The 15364-nt window shown below is 72.1% G+C and carries 16 protein-coding genes and 1 tRNA gene; 6 read left to right on the top strand and 11 right to left on the bottom strand.

All coding sequences use genetic code 11. The features are described from left to right. The first annotated feature begins 271 nt into the window (after positions 1-271). Positions 272-607, top strand: coding sequence for a hypothetical protein (locus WBQ80_RS11175; RefSeq protein WP_336573241.1), 336 nt, complete (start codon positions 272-274; stop codon positions 605-607). Positions 608-683: 76 nt separating this feature from the next. Here WBQ80_RS11175 and WBQ80_RS11170 read toward each other — a convergent pair whose 3' ends face one another. Together WBQ80_RS11170 and WBQ80_RS11165 are read right to left on the bottom strand one after the other, a co-directional pair. Then, on the bottom strand, positions 684-1889 hold the full coding sequence (locus WBQ80_RS11170; RefSeq protein ID WP_336573242.1) for an acyl-CoA dehydrogenase family protein: 1206 nt from the start codon (positions 1887-1889) through the stop codon (positions 684-686). 49 nt (positions 1890-1938) lie between these two features. After that, entirely contained in the window at positions 1939-3096 is a 1158-nt protein-coding gene (locus tag WBQ80_RS11165; RefSeq protein ID WP_336573243.1) for a CaiB/BaiF CoA transferase family protein, read from the bottom strand. A 219-nt stretch (positions 3097-3315) separates the two neighbouring features. On the opposite strand from WBQ80_RS11165, the gene WBQ80_RS11160 reads away from it, so the two are divergent. Next, on the top strand, positions 3316-4683 hold the full coding sequence (locus tag WBQ80_RS11160) for an NAD-dependent succinate-semialdehyde dehydrogenase (RefSeq protein WP_336573244.1): 1368 nt from the start codon (positions 3316-3318) through the stop codon (positions 4681-4683). 66 nt (positions 4684-4749) lie between these two features. Here the strand turns inward: WBQ80_RS11160 and WBQ80_RS11155 are convergent, their stop codons facing one another. The 4 genes from WBQ80_RS11155 to WBQ80_RS11140 form a co-directional block, all read right to left on the bottom strand. After that, positions 4750-5082: a hypothetical protein gene (locus tag WBQ80_RS11155; RefSeq protein ID WP_336573245.1), complete on the bottom strand. Its 333-nt coding sequence runs from the start codon at positions 5080-5082 to the stop codon at positions 4750-4752. A 117-nt stretch (positions 5083-5199) separates the two neighbouring features. Beyond that, positions 5200-6819, bottom strand: a complete 1620-nt coding sequence (locus tag WBQ80_RS11150; RefSeq protein WP_336573246.1) for a LuxR C-terminal-related transcriptional regulator — start codon at positions 6817-6819, stop codon at positions 5200-5202. Beyond that, positions 6816-8099, bottom strand: coding sequence for a glutaminase A (gene glsA, locus WBQ80_RS11145; protein ID WP_337282557.1), 1284 nt, complete (start codon positions 8097-8099; stop codon positions 6816-6818). Before glsA ends, WBQ80_RS11150 begins: the two co-directional genes overlap by 4 nt. Beyond that, the gene (locus WBQ80_RS11140) at positions 8096-8458 is read right to left on the bottom strand and encodes an iron chaperone (RefSeq protein ID WP_336573248.1); all 363 of its coding nucleotides are present in this window, start codon (positions 8456-8458) and stop codon (positions 8096-8098) included. The genes glsA and WBQ80_RS11140 overlap by 4 nt, the downstream gene beginning before the upstream one ends. Positions 8459-8543: 85 nt before the next feature. Between WBQ80_RS11140 and WBQ80_RS11135 the strand changes: the two genes are divergently transcribed. Continuing rightward, positions 8544-8813: an acylphosphatase gene (locus WBQ80_RS11135; RefSeq protein WP_336573249.1), complete on the top strand. Its 270-nt coding sequence runs from the start codon at positions 8544-8546 to the stop codon at positions 8811-8813. Positions 8814-8951: 138 nt separating this feature from the next. Here WBQ80_RS11135 and rplA read toward each other — a convergent pair whose 3' ends face one another. The 5 genes from rplA to WBQ80_RS11110 form a co-directional block, all read right to left on the bottom strand. Next, on the bottom strand, positions 8952-9641 hold the full coding sequence (rplA, locus tag WBQ80_RS11130) for a 50S ribosomal protein L1 (protein WP_336573250.1): 690 nt from the start codon (positions 9639-9641) through the stop codon (positions 8952-8954). Positions 9642-9754: 113 nt separating this feature from the next. After that, complete coding sequence (gene rplK / locus WBQ80_RS11125; RefSeq protein WP_336573251.1) at positions 9755-10183, bottom strand: 50S ribosomal protein L11; 429 nt, start codon at positions 10181-10183, stop codon at positions 9755-9757. 220 nt (positions 10184-10403) lie between these two features. Beyond that, entirely contained in the window at positions 10404-11327 is a 924-nt protein-coding gene (nusG, locus tag WBQ80_RS11120; protein ID WP_336573252.1) for a transcription termination/antitermination protein NusG, read from the bottom strand. 68 nt (positions 11328-11395) lie between these two features. After that, complete coding sequence (secE, locus tag WBQ80_RS11115; protein WP_067950757.1) at positions 11396-11671, bottom strand: preprotein translocase subunit SecE; 276 nt, start codon at positions 11669-11671, stop codon at positions 11396-11398. A 40-nt stretch (positions 11672-11711) separates the two neighbouring features. Continuing rightward, a tRNA-Trp gene (locus WBQ80_RS11110) sits at positions 11712-11784 on the bottom strand. Positions 11785-12049: 265 nt separating this feature from the next. Here WBQ80_RS11110 and WBQ80_RS11105 point away from each other — a divergent pair. From WBQ80_RS11105 to WBQ80_RS11095, 3 genes are all read left to right on the top strand, one after another. Then, the gene (locus tag WBQ80_RS11105) at positions 12050-12475 is read left to right on the top strand and encodes a DUF7144 family membrane protein (protein WP_336573253.1); all 426 of its coding nucleotides are present in this window, start codon (positions 12050-12052) and stop codon (positions 12473-12475) included. A 132-nt stretch (positions 12476-12607) separates the two neighbouring features. Then, entirely contained in the window at positions 12608-13825 is a 1218-nt protein-coding gene (locus WBQ80_RS11100) for a pyridoxal phosphate-dependent aminotransferase (protein WP_336573254.1), read from the top strand. Positions 13826-13836: 11 nt separating this feature from the next. After that, positions 13837-15348, top strand: a complete 1512-nt coding sequence (locus tag WBQ80_RS11095) for a deoxyguanosinetriphosphate triphosphohydrolase family protein (RefSeq protein WP_336573255.1) — start codon at positions 13837-13839, stop codon at positions 15346-15348. Positions 15349-15364 lie beyond the last annotated feature (16 nt).

Here is a 15364-nt window from a genome sequence, read left to right as displayed (position 1 = left end):
CGGGTCGATGCGCGGCCGCCGGATACGAGTCCAGCAGGCCGCGGCCACGGAGTGAAACCGCATGACGCCCGGTTTCCATTCCCGGTCGACGGGATTCCGGGACGATCGGTGCGGATCGGCGATGGCGACCGCGTCCGCCGCGCGCGGCTTACACCGGTTCCGGGCTCGCGCGCAACGGGCGGCGCCCCACCGCGTCCCGTCGCTAGGCTGGCCGCCGTCCTGGGGCCGGTCCCCCGGATGAAGGTGACCCCACACCGAAGGAGAGACCCCCATGCTCGCCCTGTCCTGGCTCCTCGTCATCGCCCTCGCCGGCGGCATCCTCGCCCTGGTCGACGGCATCATGCGCACGCGAGGTCGCGGATCCAGCGTGCTCGCGATCGTCGAGATCGTCGCCGCCGCGCTGTTCCTGCTCTCGCTGTTCTTCACGGGCATCCCACTCGGCTCGGTCGTGCTCGCGATCATCCTCGCGATCGTGCTCGCCGTGCAGCTCTTCATGCGCGGCAGCACCCGGCGCGGCGGCATCGCGCTGACCGTCATCGCGCTCGTGCTCGTCGTGCTGTGGATCGTGCTCGCGCTCGGCTGGATCGTGATCCCCGGCGTGAACTGACGCGCAGCGCCCTCGTCCGAGGCCGGCATCCCCGCGGGGGTGCCGGCCTCGGCCGTCGCGGACGGGGGCCTGCGCGTCAGAACGCGCTGAGCCCCGTGAGCGCTCGCCCGATCACGAGCTGGTGCACCTCGTCGGTGCCCTCGTAGGTGCGCACGGACTCGAGGTTCGCCGCGTGCCGCATGACCGGGAACTCCGAGGTGATCCCGTCGCCGCCCAGGATGGCGCGCGCCTCGTGCGCGATCTTCAGCGCCTCGCGCACCGAGTTGAGCTTGCCGACCGAGATCTGCGCGGGCGTGAGCGCCCCGCGCTCCTTGAGGCGCCCCAGGTGCAGCGCGAGCAGCACGCCCTTCTCGACCTCGACGAGCATGTCGGCGAGCTTGGCCTGGATGAGCTGGTTGGCGCCGATCGGCTTGCCGAACACCTCGCGCGACGTCGAGCGCGCGAGCGCCGCCTCGAGGCAGGAGCGCGCCGCTCCCATGGCGCCCCACACGATCCCGTAGCGCGCCTCGTTGAGGCAGCCGAACGGCCCCGAGAGTCCGCGAGCGCCGGGCAGCATCGCGTCGGCGGGCAGGCGCACGCCGTCGAACGCGACGTCGCACTGCACCGAGGCGCGCATCGAGAGCTTGCCGTCGATGGGCGTCGCCGTGAAACCGGGCGTCGAGGTCGGCACGAGGAACCCGCGCACGACCCCGGCGTCCTCGCCCGCGTCATCCGCCACCTTCGCCCACACGACCGCGACGTCGGCGAGCGACGCGAGCCCGATCCAGCGCTTCGCGCCGTCGAGCACCCACTCGTCGCCGTCGCGGCGCGCGACGGTCGTCATCGCGGCCGGGTCGCTGCCGCCCTGCGGCTCGGTGAGGGCGAAGCAGCCGATGAGCTCGCCCTTCGCCATGCCGGGCAGCCACCGCTGCTTCTGCTCCTCCGAGCCGTACTTGTGGATGGCGCTCATCGCGAGCGAACCCTGCACCGACACGAACGTGCGCCATCCGGAGTCGGCCGCCTCGAGCTCGAGGCACACGAGCCCGTAGGCCACGGCGCCGGCCCCGGCGCATCCGTACCCGCTCAGGTGCATGCCGAGGAACCCGAGCTCGCCGGCCTCGCGGACGAGCTCGCGACGGAAGCGCTGGTCCTCGAAGTCCTGCTCGATGACCGGCGCGATGCGCTCCTGGGCGAAGCGGCGCGCGCGGTCGCGCCACTCGAGCTCCTCGTCGGTGAGCAGCGCGTCGAGGTCGAAGACGGCGTCGATGCGCGGCGCGGTGACGGTGCTGGCGGTGTCGGTCATCGGGCGGTTCCTTCCGGTGCGGGGTGCGGGTCTCGATAGGCGCTTCGCGCTATTCGACCGGCGGGTTCGCACGGTGCCAGTCGGCTCCGTGGTGCTCGTCGAGCCGAGGCGGCGGCGACGCGTACTGCGCCGGCGCGGCGGCGAGGCCGATGGGGTTCGCGACCGAGCGCACCCCGCCGAGGTCGACGACCGGGGCGAGCCCGAGCCGCTCGGCGAAGGCGAGTGCCTCGCCCACGTCGTTCACGAGTCCGGCGGGCACGCCGGCGTCCGTCAGCACCTCGACCCAGTGCGCAGCGGATGCCGCGGCCAGCCCCCGCTCGAGCTCGTCGTGCAGGTCGTCGCGGTGCGCGACGCGGGAGGCGTTCGTCGCGAACCGCGCGTCGTCGGCGAGCGCGGAAGCACCGAGGAGCCGCGCGAGTGTGCGGAACTGCCGGTCGTTGCCGACGGCGATCACGAGCTCGCGGTCGGCGGCGCGGAACGCCGCGTACGGCGCGATGCTCGGGTGCGCGTTGCCGAGCCGCCCGGGGGCCCGGCCGGTCGCGAGCGTGGACCCGGCCTGGTTCGTGAGCGCGGAGAGGAGGCTCTGCAGCAGGGTCACCTCGACGTGGGCGCCCTCGCCCGAGGCATCCCGCCGCCGCAGCGCGAGGAGGATGCCGGCCACCGCGTTCTGTCCGGTGAGCACGTCGACGAGCGCGACGCCCGCCTTCGTCGGATCGCCCTCGGGCGAACCGGTGATGCTCATGAGCCCGCCGACCGCCTGCACGAGCAGGTCGTATCCCGCGAGCGCGGCGCCCTCGCCCGAGCCGAAGCCGGTGATCGAGCAGTACACGACCCCGGGATTGGCCGCCCGAACGTCGTCGTAGGCGAGCCCGAAGCGCGACATCACGCCGGGCCGGAAGTTCTCGACGACCACGTCGGCGTTCGCGGCGAGCCGGCGCGCCTCCGCGAGCCCCGCGGCATCCGTCAGGTCGAGCGCCACCGAGCGCTTGTTGCGGTTCACGCTCCCGAAGTACGTGGCCTGGCCGTCGGGGCCGACCGGCGGATGCCACTGGCGGGTGTCGTCCCCCGCGGGCGGCTCCACCTTGATGACGTCGGCGCCGAAGTCGGCGAGCAGCATGGTCGCGTAGGGCCCGGCGAGCACACGCGAGAAGTCGGCGACGCGGATGCCGCCGAGCACGCCGCCCGCGTCCCGCTCCGTGTGCGCCATCCGCCCTCCTCGGCCGATCGGGACCGGTCGCCGCCGGTCCGCTCGCCACGATACCCACCGCCCCGGAAGCCCTTCGGTGTACAGGATGTCCAACGGCCGTCGAGGATCCGCCACCGCGTCGATCGCGCCCCTCGTAACTCGGCTTAGGCTTGGGAGTGGCGTGCACCGTCGTCGCCGACCGGGTGGCGAGTCACGTGCACCATCATCCAGAGGAGTCCCATGACGAACTACGCCGTCGTCAACCCGGCCACCGGAGAGACGGTCAAGACGTACCCGACCATCACCGACGCCGAGCTGGAGGCCGCGATCGCCGCCGCCGACGAGGCGCACCGCACCTGGTCGAAGTCGACCACGGTCGAGGAGCGCGCCGCCCTGATCCGCCGCGTCGGCGAGCTGCACGTGGAGCGCCGCCAGGAGCTCGCGGAGATCATCGTGCGCGAGATGGGCAAGCCCATCGAGCAGGCGCTCGCCGAGGTCGACTTCGCCGCCGCGATCTACGAGTACTACGCCGATCACGCGAGCGAGTTCACCAAGGACGAGCCGATCGAGCTGCTCGACGGCGAGGGGTCCGCGGTCGTGCGCCGCTCGTCGCTGGGCGTGCTCCTCGGCATCATGCCGTGGAACTTCCCGTACTACCAGGTCGCCCGATTCGCCGGTCCGAACGTGATCATCGGCAACACGATCCTCCTGAAGCACGCGGAGCAGTGCCCGGAGTCGGCCGAGGCGATCGAGCGGATCTTCGCCGACGCCGGTGCCGCCGAGGGCGTGTACGTGAACATCTACGCGTCGCACGACCAGATCGAGCAGGTCATCGCCGACCCGCGCGTGCAGGGCGTCTCGCTCACCGGCTCCGAGCGCGCCGGTGCGGCGGTCGCCGCGGTTGCAGGCAAGCACCTCAAGAAGGTCGTGCTCGAGCTCGGCGGTTCCGACCCGTTCATCCTGCTCTCGACCGACGACCTCGACGCCGCGGTGCAGAACGCGGTCGACGCGCGCCTCGACAACAGCGGCCAGTCGTGCAACGCCGCCAAGCGCTTCATCGTCGTCGACGAGCTGTACGAGCCGTTCCTGGAGAAGTTCACCTCGAAGATCGCCGAGGTCGAGGCCACCGATCCGACCTCCTCCGACTCGGCGCTCGGCCCGCTGTCGTCGCTGCGCGCGGCCGAGGGCCTCGCCGAGCAGGTCGAGCGCGCGGTCCAGCACGGGGCGAAGCTCGTGCACGGGGGCGGCCGCGACGGCGCCTTCTTCCAGACGACGGTGCTGACGGATGTCGCGAGCGACAACCCCGCCTCGAAGGAGGAGTTCTTCGGCCCCGTCGCGCAGGTGTACCGCGCGAAGGACGAGTCCGACGCGGTCCGCATCGCCAACGACATCCCGTTCGGCCTCGGCTCCTACGTCTACACGACCGACCGGGAGCAGGCGATGCGCGTGGCCGACCAGATCGAGGCCGGCATGGTCTTCGTCAACGTCGTGCTGGCGGATGGCGCGGAGCTGCCCTTCGGCGGCGTGAAGCGTTCCGGTTCGGGCCGTGAGCTCGGCCGCTTCGGCGCGGACGAGTTCGTGAACAAGAAGCTCATCCGCATCGGCTGACCCTCCTTCGGGTCGAGGGACGCAGCAGGTGCGTCTCGAGACCCGCGACGCACGGGCCCTCGGTCGTCACGGCCGAGGGCTCGTCGCGTCTGCGGCGCCGATCCCTGCTCGCGATGCCCGCCGGCCCTGGTCGCGGTGCCCGACCCGCGCCCGGCCCAGGCAGAGCGCGAGCATGATCGCGCACGAGACGAGGTAGAACCCGTGCAGGGCCCAGATGGGGCCGACGGGCAGGCTGAAGACGTAGAGCGAGTAGACGACGTTGGCGGCGTTGATCATCGCGATGCTCGCGAGGCTGTACGACGAGACGTCCCGTGTGCGCAGCGCCTTGCGCAGCATCGGCAGGTTGCTCACCGCGAAGACCACGGTCGAGACCGTGCCGGCGATGATCGGGAGGTCCATGGCCGCCACGCTAGGCGCGCCGTCCGTGGGCCGCGTCGGCCGGATGTCGCATCTTCGCCGCGGGCCCGGCATGGGTCATCCTGTGCAGACGACGTGTCGGGCACCGCGTCGGAACGGTCAGACGAGGCCGTTCTCGTACGCGTACGCGGTCGCCGCGGCGCGCGTGGAGAGGCCGAGCTTGCCGAAGATGTTGCTCAGGTGGCGGGCGACGGTCTTCTCGCTGAGCGAGAGCCTCGCGGCGATCGCCCGGTTCGTGAGGCCCGTCGACACGAGCCTGAGCACCTCGAGCTCACGGTCGGTGAGCACGCTCCCGTGGCGTTCGCCCGTCCCGGTCGGCAGTGCCTCGAGGTCCGGGTGCGCCCCCAGCTCGAGGAGGATCGCCCGGGCCGCGTCGAACTCCGATCGCGCCGCGGCCGGCTCGCCGACCGCCTGCAGCGCGCGCCCCGCGAGCACGCGGCTGCGCGCCGTCTCGTACGGGACCCCGAGCGCCTTCCACGCGTCCGCCGCGGAACGCCCCGCGGTGACCGCGCCCGCCGCGTCGCCCTCGGCGAGGAGCACCGTCGCCTCGGCGAACGCGATCACTACGGCGGACATCGCGGTCGGATGCCGCCCTGCGAGCAGCCGCAGCTCCGTCAGCGCTCGGCGCGCCTCCGCGACCCCGCCCGCGGTGGCTTCGATGTCGACGACGGCCGGCAGCAGGTGCCGCCGCGCGAACGGGTCGGCGGCGGTGGCGGTGCGCCGGATCTCATCCCGGGCCTGCCGGACCTTGCCCTCGGCGAGGTGCAGGAGCGCGAGGCCGGGCTGCGGGTCCCACGCCGACTCGCCGGCCCGCCGATACGACTCCGAGGCCGAGTGGAACGCTCCGCGCAGCCGCTGGAGTTCGCCGAACCGGTAGGGCGCCCCGAACGCTGCGCGGTAGTCGCCCGCGCGGAACCGGGACAGCGCCAGCTCCGCCTCGGCCCACGCCTCGTCCCAGGCGCCGTGCAGGGTCAGGATGGCGGCACGGAGGGCATGGGCCTGCCCGCGGTAGGCGACGAGCTCGGGTTGGCCTCGGCACCACCGCTCCAGCACCGTCGTCCATGCCGTCGCGCGCTCGAGGTCGAAGGCCTGGTGCGCACTGCCCACGACGGTGCACAGGATGATGCCCGACGAGACGGGCGAGATCCCGCCCGCGGTCACCGCGGCGACCGCGTCGTCGAGTCGCGAGAAAGCCTCGGCGTCCTCCTCGAGCTCCAGGAGGCACATGCCCTCGCCGAACGCTGCGAGCGCGGCGAGGTCGGGGTCGCGGAACCGGTCGGCGATGCCCCCGATCGCGCGGAACCGCCCCCGCGCACCGGCCGGGTCGCCGCTCGCGAGCTGGGCGACCGCGGGCGGCAGCTGCACGGCCCCGGTCACTGCGCTGGGCTCGGCCATGCCGGCGGCGAGGCGCAGCCCCTTCGGCACCCACTCGAAGTTGTGCGAGAGGTCGCCGAGTTCGATCTGGTACAGCGCGAGCCGGGCGGCCGTGCGCGCCGCGCCCTCCAGGTCGCCGTCCGCGAGCAGGCGTGCGTGCGCGCGCTCCAGCGCGTCGACCGCCGCCTGGGCCTCACCCCGGAGGAAGGCCGCCATGGCGAGCGACTCCAGGTCCGCCGGCGCGAGTCCCTCCCCGGCGTCCGCGCGCGAGAGGTCCTCGTACGCCGCGGCCCAGCGGCGCTCGGCCATCGCCGTGCGGCCCGCGTCGAGCGCCGTGCGGTTCATCCGGCGCCCGGCGAGGCGAGGGTCCGCCCCGGCCCGCTGACGCCGGGGTCGAGGGCCCCGGGCGCGCCTGCCGACTCCACGACGAGCCCCGCTCGTTCAGCGGCCGCGGTCGTCGCGCGCAGCAGCTGCTCGGCGACCCCGGACACGAGCGTGACGTCCTCGAAGTCGAGGCGCAGCGTGCGCGCATCGACATGCTGCACCAGCCGGCCGGCGTCGTGGACGACCTGCTCGGCCGCGAGGAAGTCGAGCTCCCCGCGGAGCTGGAGCGTGATCGAGCGCGCCGCGTCGTCCACGGTCGCCGAGCGCACCGGTGACGACGGCACGCGGGCGTGGTCGAACATGTGGAGCCCGAAGCGGTCGGAGAGTTCCTCGAGCATCGCGACGCCGCGCCGGCTGTTGCCGGCCTCGTCGAGCGGCGGACTGTACACGCCGACGCCGAACTCGCCCGGCCGAACGGCGACGATGCCGCCGCCGACGCCCGACTTCGCCGGCATCCCGACTCGGAACGCCCAGGCGCCGGACCGGTCGTACATGCCGCACGTGGCCATGACCGACAGCGTGTCGCGCGCGGCACGCTCGCTCACGACGCGGTCCCGGGTGAGCGGGTGGACGCCGCCGTTGGCGAGCGTCGCGCCCATGAGTGCGAGGTCCTCCGTCGTCACGACGAGCGAGCACTGCCGGAAGTACGGGTCGGTGGCCGAGTCGACGTCGGCGGTCGCGAGCGAGCCCGCCGCGAGGGCGAGTCCCGCCAGTGCCCGGTTCCGGTGGCCGGTGTCGGCCTCCGAGCGGTACACGTCCTCGTCGAGGTCGAGTTCGCGGCCGGCGAATCGCGACAGGGCGTCGTGGATGCGCGCGAACCGCTCGCCGGCGTCGGAGGCGGGCACGAGCGACGTGGTCACGATCGCGCCGGCATTGATGAACGGGTTCTCGGGCCGGCCCAGGGCGTCGAGGCTGATCGCGTTGAACGGCTCGCCGCTCGGCTCGACGCCGACCCGGCGGTGCACCGCCTCGGAGCCGACCAGGTCGCAGGCGAAGGCGTACGCGAACGGCTTCGACGCCGACTGGATCGTGAACTCGGCCGCCGCGTCGCCGGCGCCGTAGACGCGTCCGAGCACGCTCGCGATCGACACGCCGAAGGCGTCGGGGTCGGCGCCCGCGAGCTCGGGGATGTAGTCGGCGACCGTCCCGCCGCGCACGGATGCCCCGACCTCGCCGAGCGCATCCGCGAGCGCCTCGTCGACGGCCGCGCCGAGCAGCCGCGGCCGTTCGCCGCCGCTCACCGGTGCCCGCTCGCCGAGGCGTCGATCTCGTCGCGCCGCAGCCGGACGAGGTCGGCGACGACGTCGTCGGGCAGCGGATGCTCCGGGGTGAACCGGATCGTGCCCTTCGCCAGGTCGAACTCGCCGAGCCGGTCGGCGACCGCCTCGATCACGGCGGGGCTGAACGGGTAGAGCCCGAGGTGCGCCTTCGCCTGCATCACGGCGAGCAGCGGCTTGTCGCGATACCGCAGCGCGGGCATGCCGTAGCCCATGCCCTCGACCGCGTCCGGCACGGCCTCGCGCGCGATGCGGTAGACGCCGCCGATCGCGGAGCGCGCCGGTTCGTCGAGCCCGAGCACGTACTCGCTGACCTCGCCCATGGCGGTCATGCTACGCGCGAGGGCGCGCCCGCGGCATCCGTGCGGTCGGTCCGGCCGAGGTCTACCCTCGACACGAGGGGGTCGCATGATCCGACAGCGCGTCATCGTGCACGGCCGCGTGCAGGCGGTCGGGTTCCGGTTCAGCACGCGGGTCGAGGCGCAGCGGCTGGGTGTCTCGGGCTGGATCAAGAACCGGTCCGACGGCGCGGTCGAGGCCGAGATCGAGGGCGAGCCGGCGGCGGTCGACGCCATGCTCTCGTGGCTCGACGAGGGCCCGCCGGGCGCCGACGTGTCGTCGATGAGCACGGCCGACCTCCCGCCGACCGGCGAGCGCGGGTTCCGCGTCATCGGTTGACGGATGCCGCCGGCCGGCGGCGTTCCGCCCCGGGAAAGAGACCGACCTCGATGCGGAGCTCGACGAGCTCGACGACGTGCGAGGCGACGACGACGGGCCCGCCGGAGAACCGGCGGGCCCGTCGTGCGAGTCAGTGACTCAGATGGCGTTGACGTCCAGCGGGATGCCCGGGCCGAACGTGGTCGACACGGCGCCCTTCTGGATGTAGCGGCCCTTGGCGCTCGACGGCTTGAGGCGGACGACCTCCTCGAGGGCGGTCTTGATGTTGTCGTTCAGCTGCTCCTGCGAGAACGACGCCTTGCCGACGACGAAGTGCACGTTGGCGTGCTTGTCGACGCGGAACTCGATCTTGCCGCCCTTGATCTCCTCGACGGCCTTGGCCGGGTTCGGGGTGACGGTGCCGGTCTTCGGGTTGGGCATGAGGCCACGCGGGCCGAGCACCTTGCCGAGACGGCCGACCTGGCCCATGAGCTCGGGGGTGGCGACGGCCGCGTCGAACGCGGTGTAGCCCCCGGCCACCTTCTCGATGAGCTCGGCGCCGCCGACCTCGTCGGCGCCCGCGGCGATGGCGGCCTCGGCGGCCGGGCCGGTCGCGAAGACGATGACGCGGGCGGTCTTGCCGGTGCCGTGCGGGAGGATGACGGTGCCGCGCACCATCTGGTCGGCCTTGCGGGGGTCGACGCCGAGCTTCAGCGCGACCTCGACGGTCGAGTCGAACTTCGCCGAGCCGGTCTCCTTGGCGAGCGCGACGGCGTCGCTCGGGGTGTAGTACTTGCCGGCCTCGATCTTCTCGGCCGCGGCCCGGTAGGCCTTGGACTTCTGTGCCATGTTGGTTCTCCTTGCGAGAGTGTGGTCATCGCGCCTGGCGGGCGCTGCCACGAATGAGAGTTCTGCTGAGCGGGTCGAGGAGCGCGAAGCGCGTCTCGGGACCCGGGACGGTCTTATTCGACCGTGATGCCCATTGAGCGAGCGGTACCGGCGATGATCTTCGACGCCGCGTCGATGTCGTTGGCGTTGAGGTCGACCATCTTCGCCTCGGCGATCTCGCGGACCTGGTCGGCCGTGATCTTGCCGACCTTGGTCGTGTGCGGGACGCCCGAGCCCTTGGCGACGCCGGCGGCCTTCTTGATGAGCTCGGCGGCGGGCGGGGTCTTCAGGACGAAGGTGAAGGAGCGGTCCTCGTAGACGGTGATCTCGACGGGGATGACGTTGCCGCGCTGCGCCTCGGTGGCGGCGTTGTACGCCTTGCAGAACTCCATGATGTTGACGCCGTGCTGACCCAGCGCCGGACCGATCGGCGGGGCGGGGTTGGCGGCGCCGGCCTTGATCTGAAGCTTGATCAGACCCGTGACCTTCTTCTTCGGTGCCATGATTTCTCTCTTCCTGTTCGAACGCCCGACCGAATCGGCCGGGGCACTCTCCCGCAGGTCCCGGCGGTTCCGGGTTGCGGTGGTCTGCGGCGTGCGCGAACGCACAACCTGTCAATGATAACGGATGTCGCAGGCTCCGCCGGTCGAGGAGCGAAGCGCATCGAGACCGGTCGTCGGGGTCTCGATACGGCGCTGGCGCGCCTCCTCGACCACCGAAGGACTACAGCTTGGTGACCTGGTCGAAGCTGAGCTCGACCGGCGTCTCGCGCTCGAACAGCGAGACGAGCACCGTGAGCTTGCCGCTCTCGGGCTTGATCTCGTTGATCGTGCCGGGCAGGCCGGCGAACGAGCCGTCCTTGATGGTGATGGTCTCGCCGATCTCGAAGTCGACCTCGGCGGGGATCTGGCGCGCGGCACCGCCCGCGGCGGCACCCTTCGCACCCTTGGCGGGAGCGACGTCCTTGATGTCGACGAGGCTCTTCAGCATGTTGAAGGCCTCCTCGAAGCGGAGCGGGGTGGGGTTGTGGGCGTTGCCCACGAAGCCCGTGACGCCCGGAGTGTGGCGGATGACCGACCAGCTCTCCTCGTTGAGGTCCATGCGGACGAGGACGTAGCCGGGCACGCGGACGCGCGTGACCATCTTGCGCTGGCCGTTCTTGATCTCGACGACGTCCTCCATCGGGACCTCGACCTGGTGGATGAACTCCGCCATGGCCATCGTCTCGCGACGCTGCTCGATGTTCGCCTTCACGCGGCGCTCGAACCCGGCGTAGGAGTGGACGACGTACCACTTGCCCGGGAGGAAGCGCAGCTCGTTGCGGAACGCGTCGTAGGGGTCGTGCTCCTCCTCCTCTTCGGTCACGGCCTCGAACGCCGCCTCGGCCTCCTCGACGGAGTCGATGTCGAGGGCGTCGTCGACGACCGCGTCGGCCTCGGGGTCGCTCGCCTCGGCGAGCGAGTCGAGCACGGCATCGAGGTCGACCTCGGTCCCCTCGTCGTCGACGACGTGGACGGCGCGGTGCTCGGCCGGCTCGACCGACTCCTCGTCGTGCTCCTGCGTGCCGCCCTCCTGGGCCTCGTCGACCTCGGACGACTGCTCAGCGGCCGTGGCCCAGTCGACGTCTTCGCGCTCGTTCCTCGACACTGTTCCTCAATCCTTCTCTTCTGCCGTGCCGCCCGGAGACGGCGGCGGGTATCGGGCCGACGGCCCGATCAGACCCCCGGCTGCCCGAAGACGTACAGAACCAGCCAGCCGAACACCTGGTCCATCCCCCAGACGATCGCCATCATGATCACCACGAACACCAGCACGACGCCGGTGAAGGTGAACAGTTCCTTGCGCGTCGGGGTGACGACCTTCTTCAGCTCGCCGATGACCTGCCGGATGAACAGGGCGATCCGTGCGAAGGGGTTGCGCCGTGCCGCGCGTTCGCGCTTGGCATCGGCGACGATCTCCTCGCTGGGTTCGTCGATCACTTTCCGGGCCACTCGTACACCTTTCATGGGCCGGCCGACGCCGGCCGGCTCGCAGGGCGGACAGGACTCGAACCTGCAACCTGCGGTTTTGGAGACCGCTGCTCTACCAATTGAGCCACCGCCCTATGCGACCCGCAACCGGCGGATCACATGGTTCGAAGCCGCCGATCCGGCACCGCGACACGGGCGTTCACCCGCGAAGAAGGCGCAGAAGATCTTGGCTGACTTCAACAACCTCACCAAGTGTATGCGACGCCGGGAGCGCCACCAAACCGCCCGGAATACCGTGGGACGAACGTCCCGGGGAGCCCATGCGCCGCGGCACTAGCCTGACGCGCGTACGGCAGGGCGGGGCACCGGCCCGGTCCCCGTGCGGGAAGGGGCAATGCCATGAGCACCACTCGTTCCGACGCGGGCGAGGTCCGCGTGACCGGATGGGTCGGCTGGGGCTGGTTCGCCGGAACCGTTCTGCTGATCGCCGGCGCCATCGACGCGATCTACGGCTTCATCGCGATCCTGCAGCCCGACGCCTACTTCGTCGTGACGAGCGGGACGCTGTTCCTGCTCGACGTCGGCGGCTGGGGCTGGTGGCACCTGATCCTCGGGATCGTGCTGATCCTCGTCGCCCTCGCCCTGTTCACGGGCGCGACGTGGGCCCGGATCACAGCCGTCGTCCTCGCGTCGCTGAACGCGGTCGGCCACGTGTTCCTCCTCCCGGCGCAGCCCTGGTGGTCGCTCATCGTCATCACCCTCGACATCTTCGTCATCTACGCGCTCACGGTGCACGGCAGGGAGCTGGCCGTGCGCACCGACTGACCTCGGGACGCGCCCGTGGGGGCGGGCGCCGGCGCCGCGGCTGGGGGCACCACCGCGGCGCCCTTCCCTGCCGCGCGGGAGCTCGTCGCGGCATCCGCTGACACGGACGGGCGCAAACCCTAGGCTGGTCGCGTGAACGAACAGCGACGTCTCTCCGCCCGCATCGCCGCCATCGCCGAGTCCGCGACCCTGAAGGTCGATGCCAAGGCGAAAGCCCTGCAGGCCGAGGGTCGTCCGGTGATCTCGTACGCCGCCGGCGAGCCCGACTTCGCCACGCCCGAGCACATCGTCGAGGCCGCCCTCGAGGCCGTCCGCGACCCGCGCAACCACCGGTACACGCCCGCCGCGGGCCTGCCCGACCTGCGCGAGGCGATCGCGGCGAAGACCCTGCGCGACTCGGGCCTCGAGGTCGGCAGCGGGCAGGTCGTCGTGACGAACGGCGGCAAGCAGGCCGTCTACCAGGCGTTCCAGGTGCTGCTCGACGAGGGCGACGAGGTCCTCGTGCCCACCCCGTACTGGACCACGTACCCCGAGGCGATCAAGCTCGCGGGCGGCCGCCAGGTCGACGTCTTCGCGGGCAGCGACCAGGGCTACCTCGTCACGGTCGACCAGCTCGAGGCGGCGCGCACCGACCGCACGAGGGTGCTGCTCTTCGTCTCGCCCTCGAACCCCACGGGCGCGGTCCACTCGCCCGAGCAGGTGCGCGAGATCGGCGAGTGGGCGCTGGAGCACGGCATCTGGGTCGTGTCCGACGAGATCTACCAGAACCTCACGTACGCCGACGACGAGGGCGCCCCCGCGCCGCGCGCGGTGTCGATCGTCGAGGCCGTGCCGGGGCTCGCCGACCGCACGATCCTCGTCAACGGCGTCGCCAAGACGTACGCGATGACCGGATGGCGCCTCGGCTGGATGGTGGGCCCCGCCGACGTCATGAAGGGCGCCGCGAACCTGCAGTCGCACCTCACCTCCAACGTCTCGAACATCTCGCAGCGCGCGGCGATCGCCGCCCTCACGGGTCCGCAGGAGCCGGTCGAGCGCATGCGGCAGGCGTTCGACCGCCGTCGGCGGCTCATCGTCGCCGAGCTCTCGAAGATCGAGGGGATGTCGGTTCCCGTGCCGCAGGGCGCCTTCTACGTGTACCCGGATGTCACGGGCCTGCTCGGCCGCGACTGGGGCGGAGCGACGCCGACGACCTCGCTCGAGCTCGCCGACCTGATGCTCGAGCGGGCGGAGGTGGCCGCCGTGCCGGGCGAGGCGTTCGGTCCGAGCGGGTACCTGCGGTTCAGCTACGCGCTCGGCGACGAGCCGCTGCTCGAGGGCGTCCGGCGCCTGCAGCGCCTGTTCGGCTGAGCCGGTCGCGCATGGATCGCGCTTCGCGTCGCGTGCACGAGCCGCGCAGCAGTGCCGATGTCGTCGGCGAGCACTCGCAGTTCCGGCTCGATCTCGAGCGCATCCGGTTCTCGCCGTACTTCTCGCGGCTGTCGGCGGTCACGCAGGTCATCGCCCAGCCCGGAGCGGGGCCGCTCATCCACAACCGCCTGACGCACTCGATCAAGGTGACCGCGGTCGCCCGCGCCATCGCGGTCAAGCTGACGGATGCCGCGTCGCCGTCGCGTGCTCTCGCCCTCGAGCACGGCTGCGACGCCGTCGTGGTGCAGGCCGCGGCGAGCGCCCACGACCTCGGGCATCCGCCGTTCGGCCACCTCGGCGAGCGCGTGCTCGACCGGCTGGCGCGTGAGCGGCTGGGCCTGACGGACGGCTTCGAGGGCAACGCGCAGACGTACCGCATCCTCGCCTCGCTCGACGTGAGCGAGGCCGCGCCGCGCGGGCTCAACCTGACCGCCGCCGTCCGCACCGCGGTGGCCAAGTACCCGTGGACGCGGTACCTCGACGTCGAGGCGCTCGGCGAGGGCCCGCTCCCCCGCGGACTCCGACGCACGGCGGGCGGGGTCGACGTGCTGAAGTTCTCGACGTACGGGATCGACGCGGCCGACTTCCACGAGGCGCGGCGCGGGCACGCACCGCTCACGCAGTCGCTCGAGTGCTCGGTCATGGACATCGCCGACGACATCGCGTACTCGATCCACGACGTCGACGACTTCTACCGCGCGGGGCTGCTCAGCCAGGGTGCGGTCGCGCGCGAGTTCCGCGGCTGGATCGACTTCACCGCGCAGCTGCGCGACCTGGAGCCCGACGCGCTGGGTGGCCGGACCGCGCCGCCCGGCAGCGCGCTCGAGGCGCTGCGGCGCAAGCTGCACGCGAGCGACCCGTGGATCGCCGACGACGACGCGTTCCGCGACGCGGTCGGCGTCGTCGCCGACGACCTCGTCGACGGCCTGCTCGCCATGCCGTTCGACGGGTCGATCTCGTCGGAGCGCGCGCTGTCGTCGTTCACGAACCGGTGGATCGACCACCTGCAGTCGTCGGTGGTCCCGGCGCCCGCGGACGTGGTGCGTGCGGGGCCCGTGACGCTCGACGTGCGGGCGTGGCACGAGGTCGAGGTGCTGAAGTTCGTGCACCGGCACTTCATCCTCGACCGCTCCGACATCGTGATGTACCAGCGCGGCCTGAGCCGCGTGCTCACCCGGGCGGTGAACGGGCTGACCGCGTGGATCCACGACGAGGACGACCGCGACCGGGTCCCGCCGCGCCTGAAGGAGCTCGTCGAGATCGCGACCGACGGGTACGCGCAGCTGCGCGAGTCCAGGCCCGAGGGGGTGCCCGTGCCGGATGCCGCGGACGTGGCGGCGCTCGGCGTCGGCCGGGGCGTCATCGACTACGTGGCGTCGCTGTCCGACGACCAGGCGCTCGCGGTCTCCGAGGCCATCGACGGCCGTCCCGACCGGCTGTGGGACATCGGGCAGAACCTCTGAGGGCGGGTCCGGGTAC

The organism is Agromyces sp. CCNWLW213, from assembly GCF_037199545.1.
Lineage (GTDB): Bacteria > Actinomycetota > Actinomycetes > Actinomycetales > Microbacteriaceae > Agromyces.
This window is presented reverse-complemented; position numbering and strand designations above follow the sequence as displayed.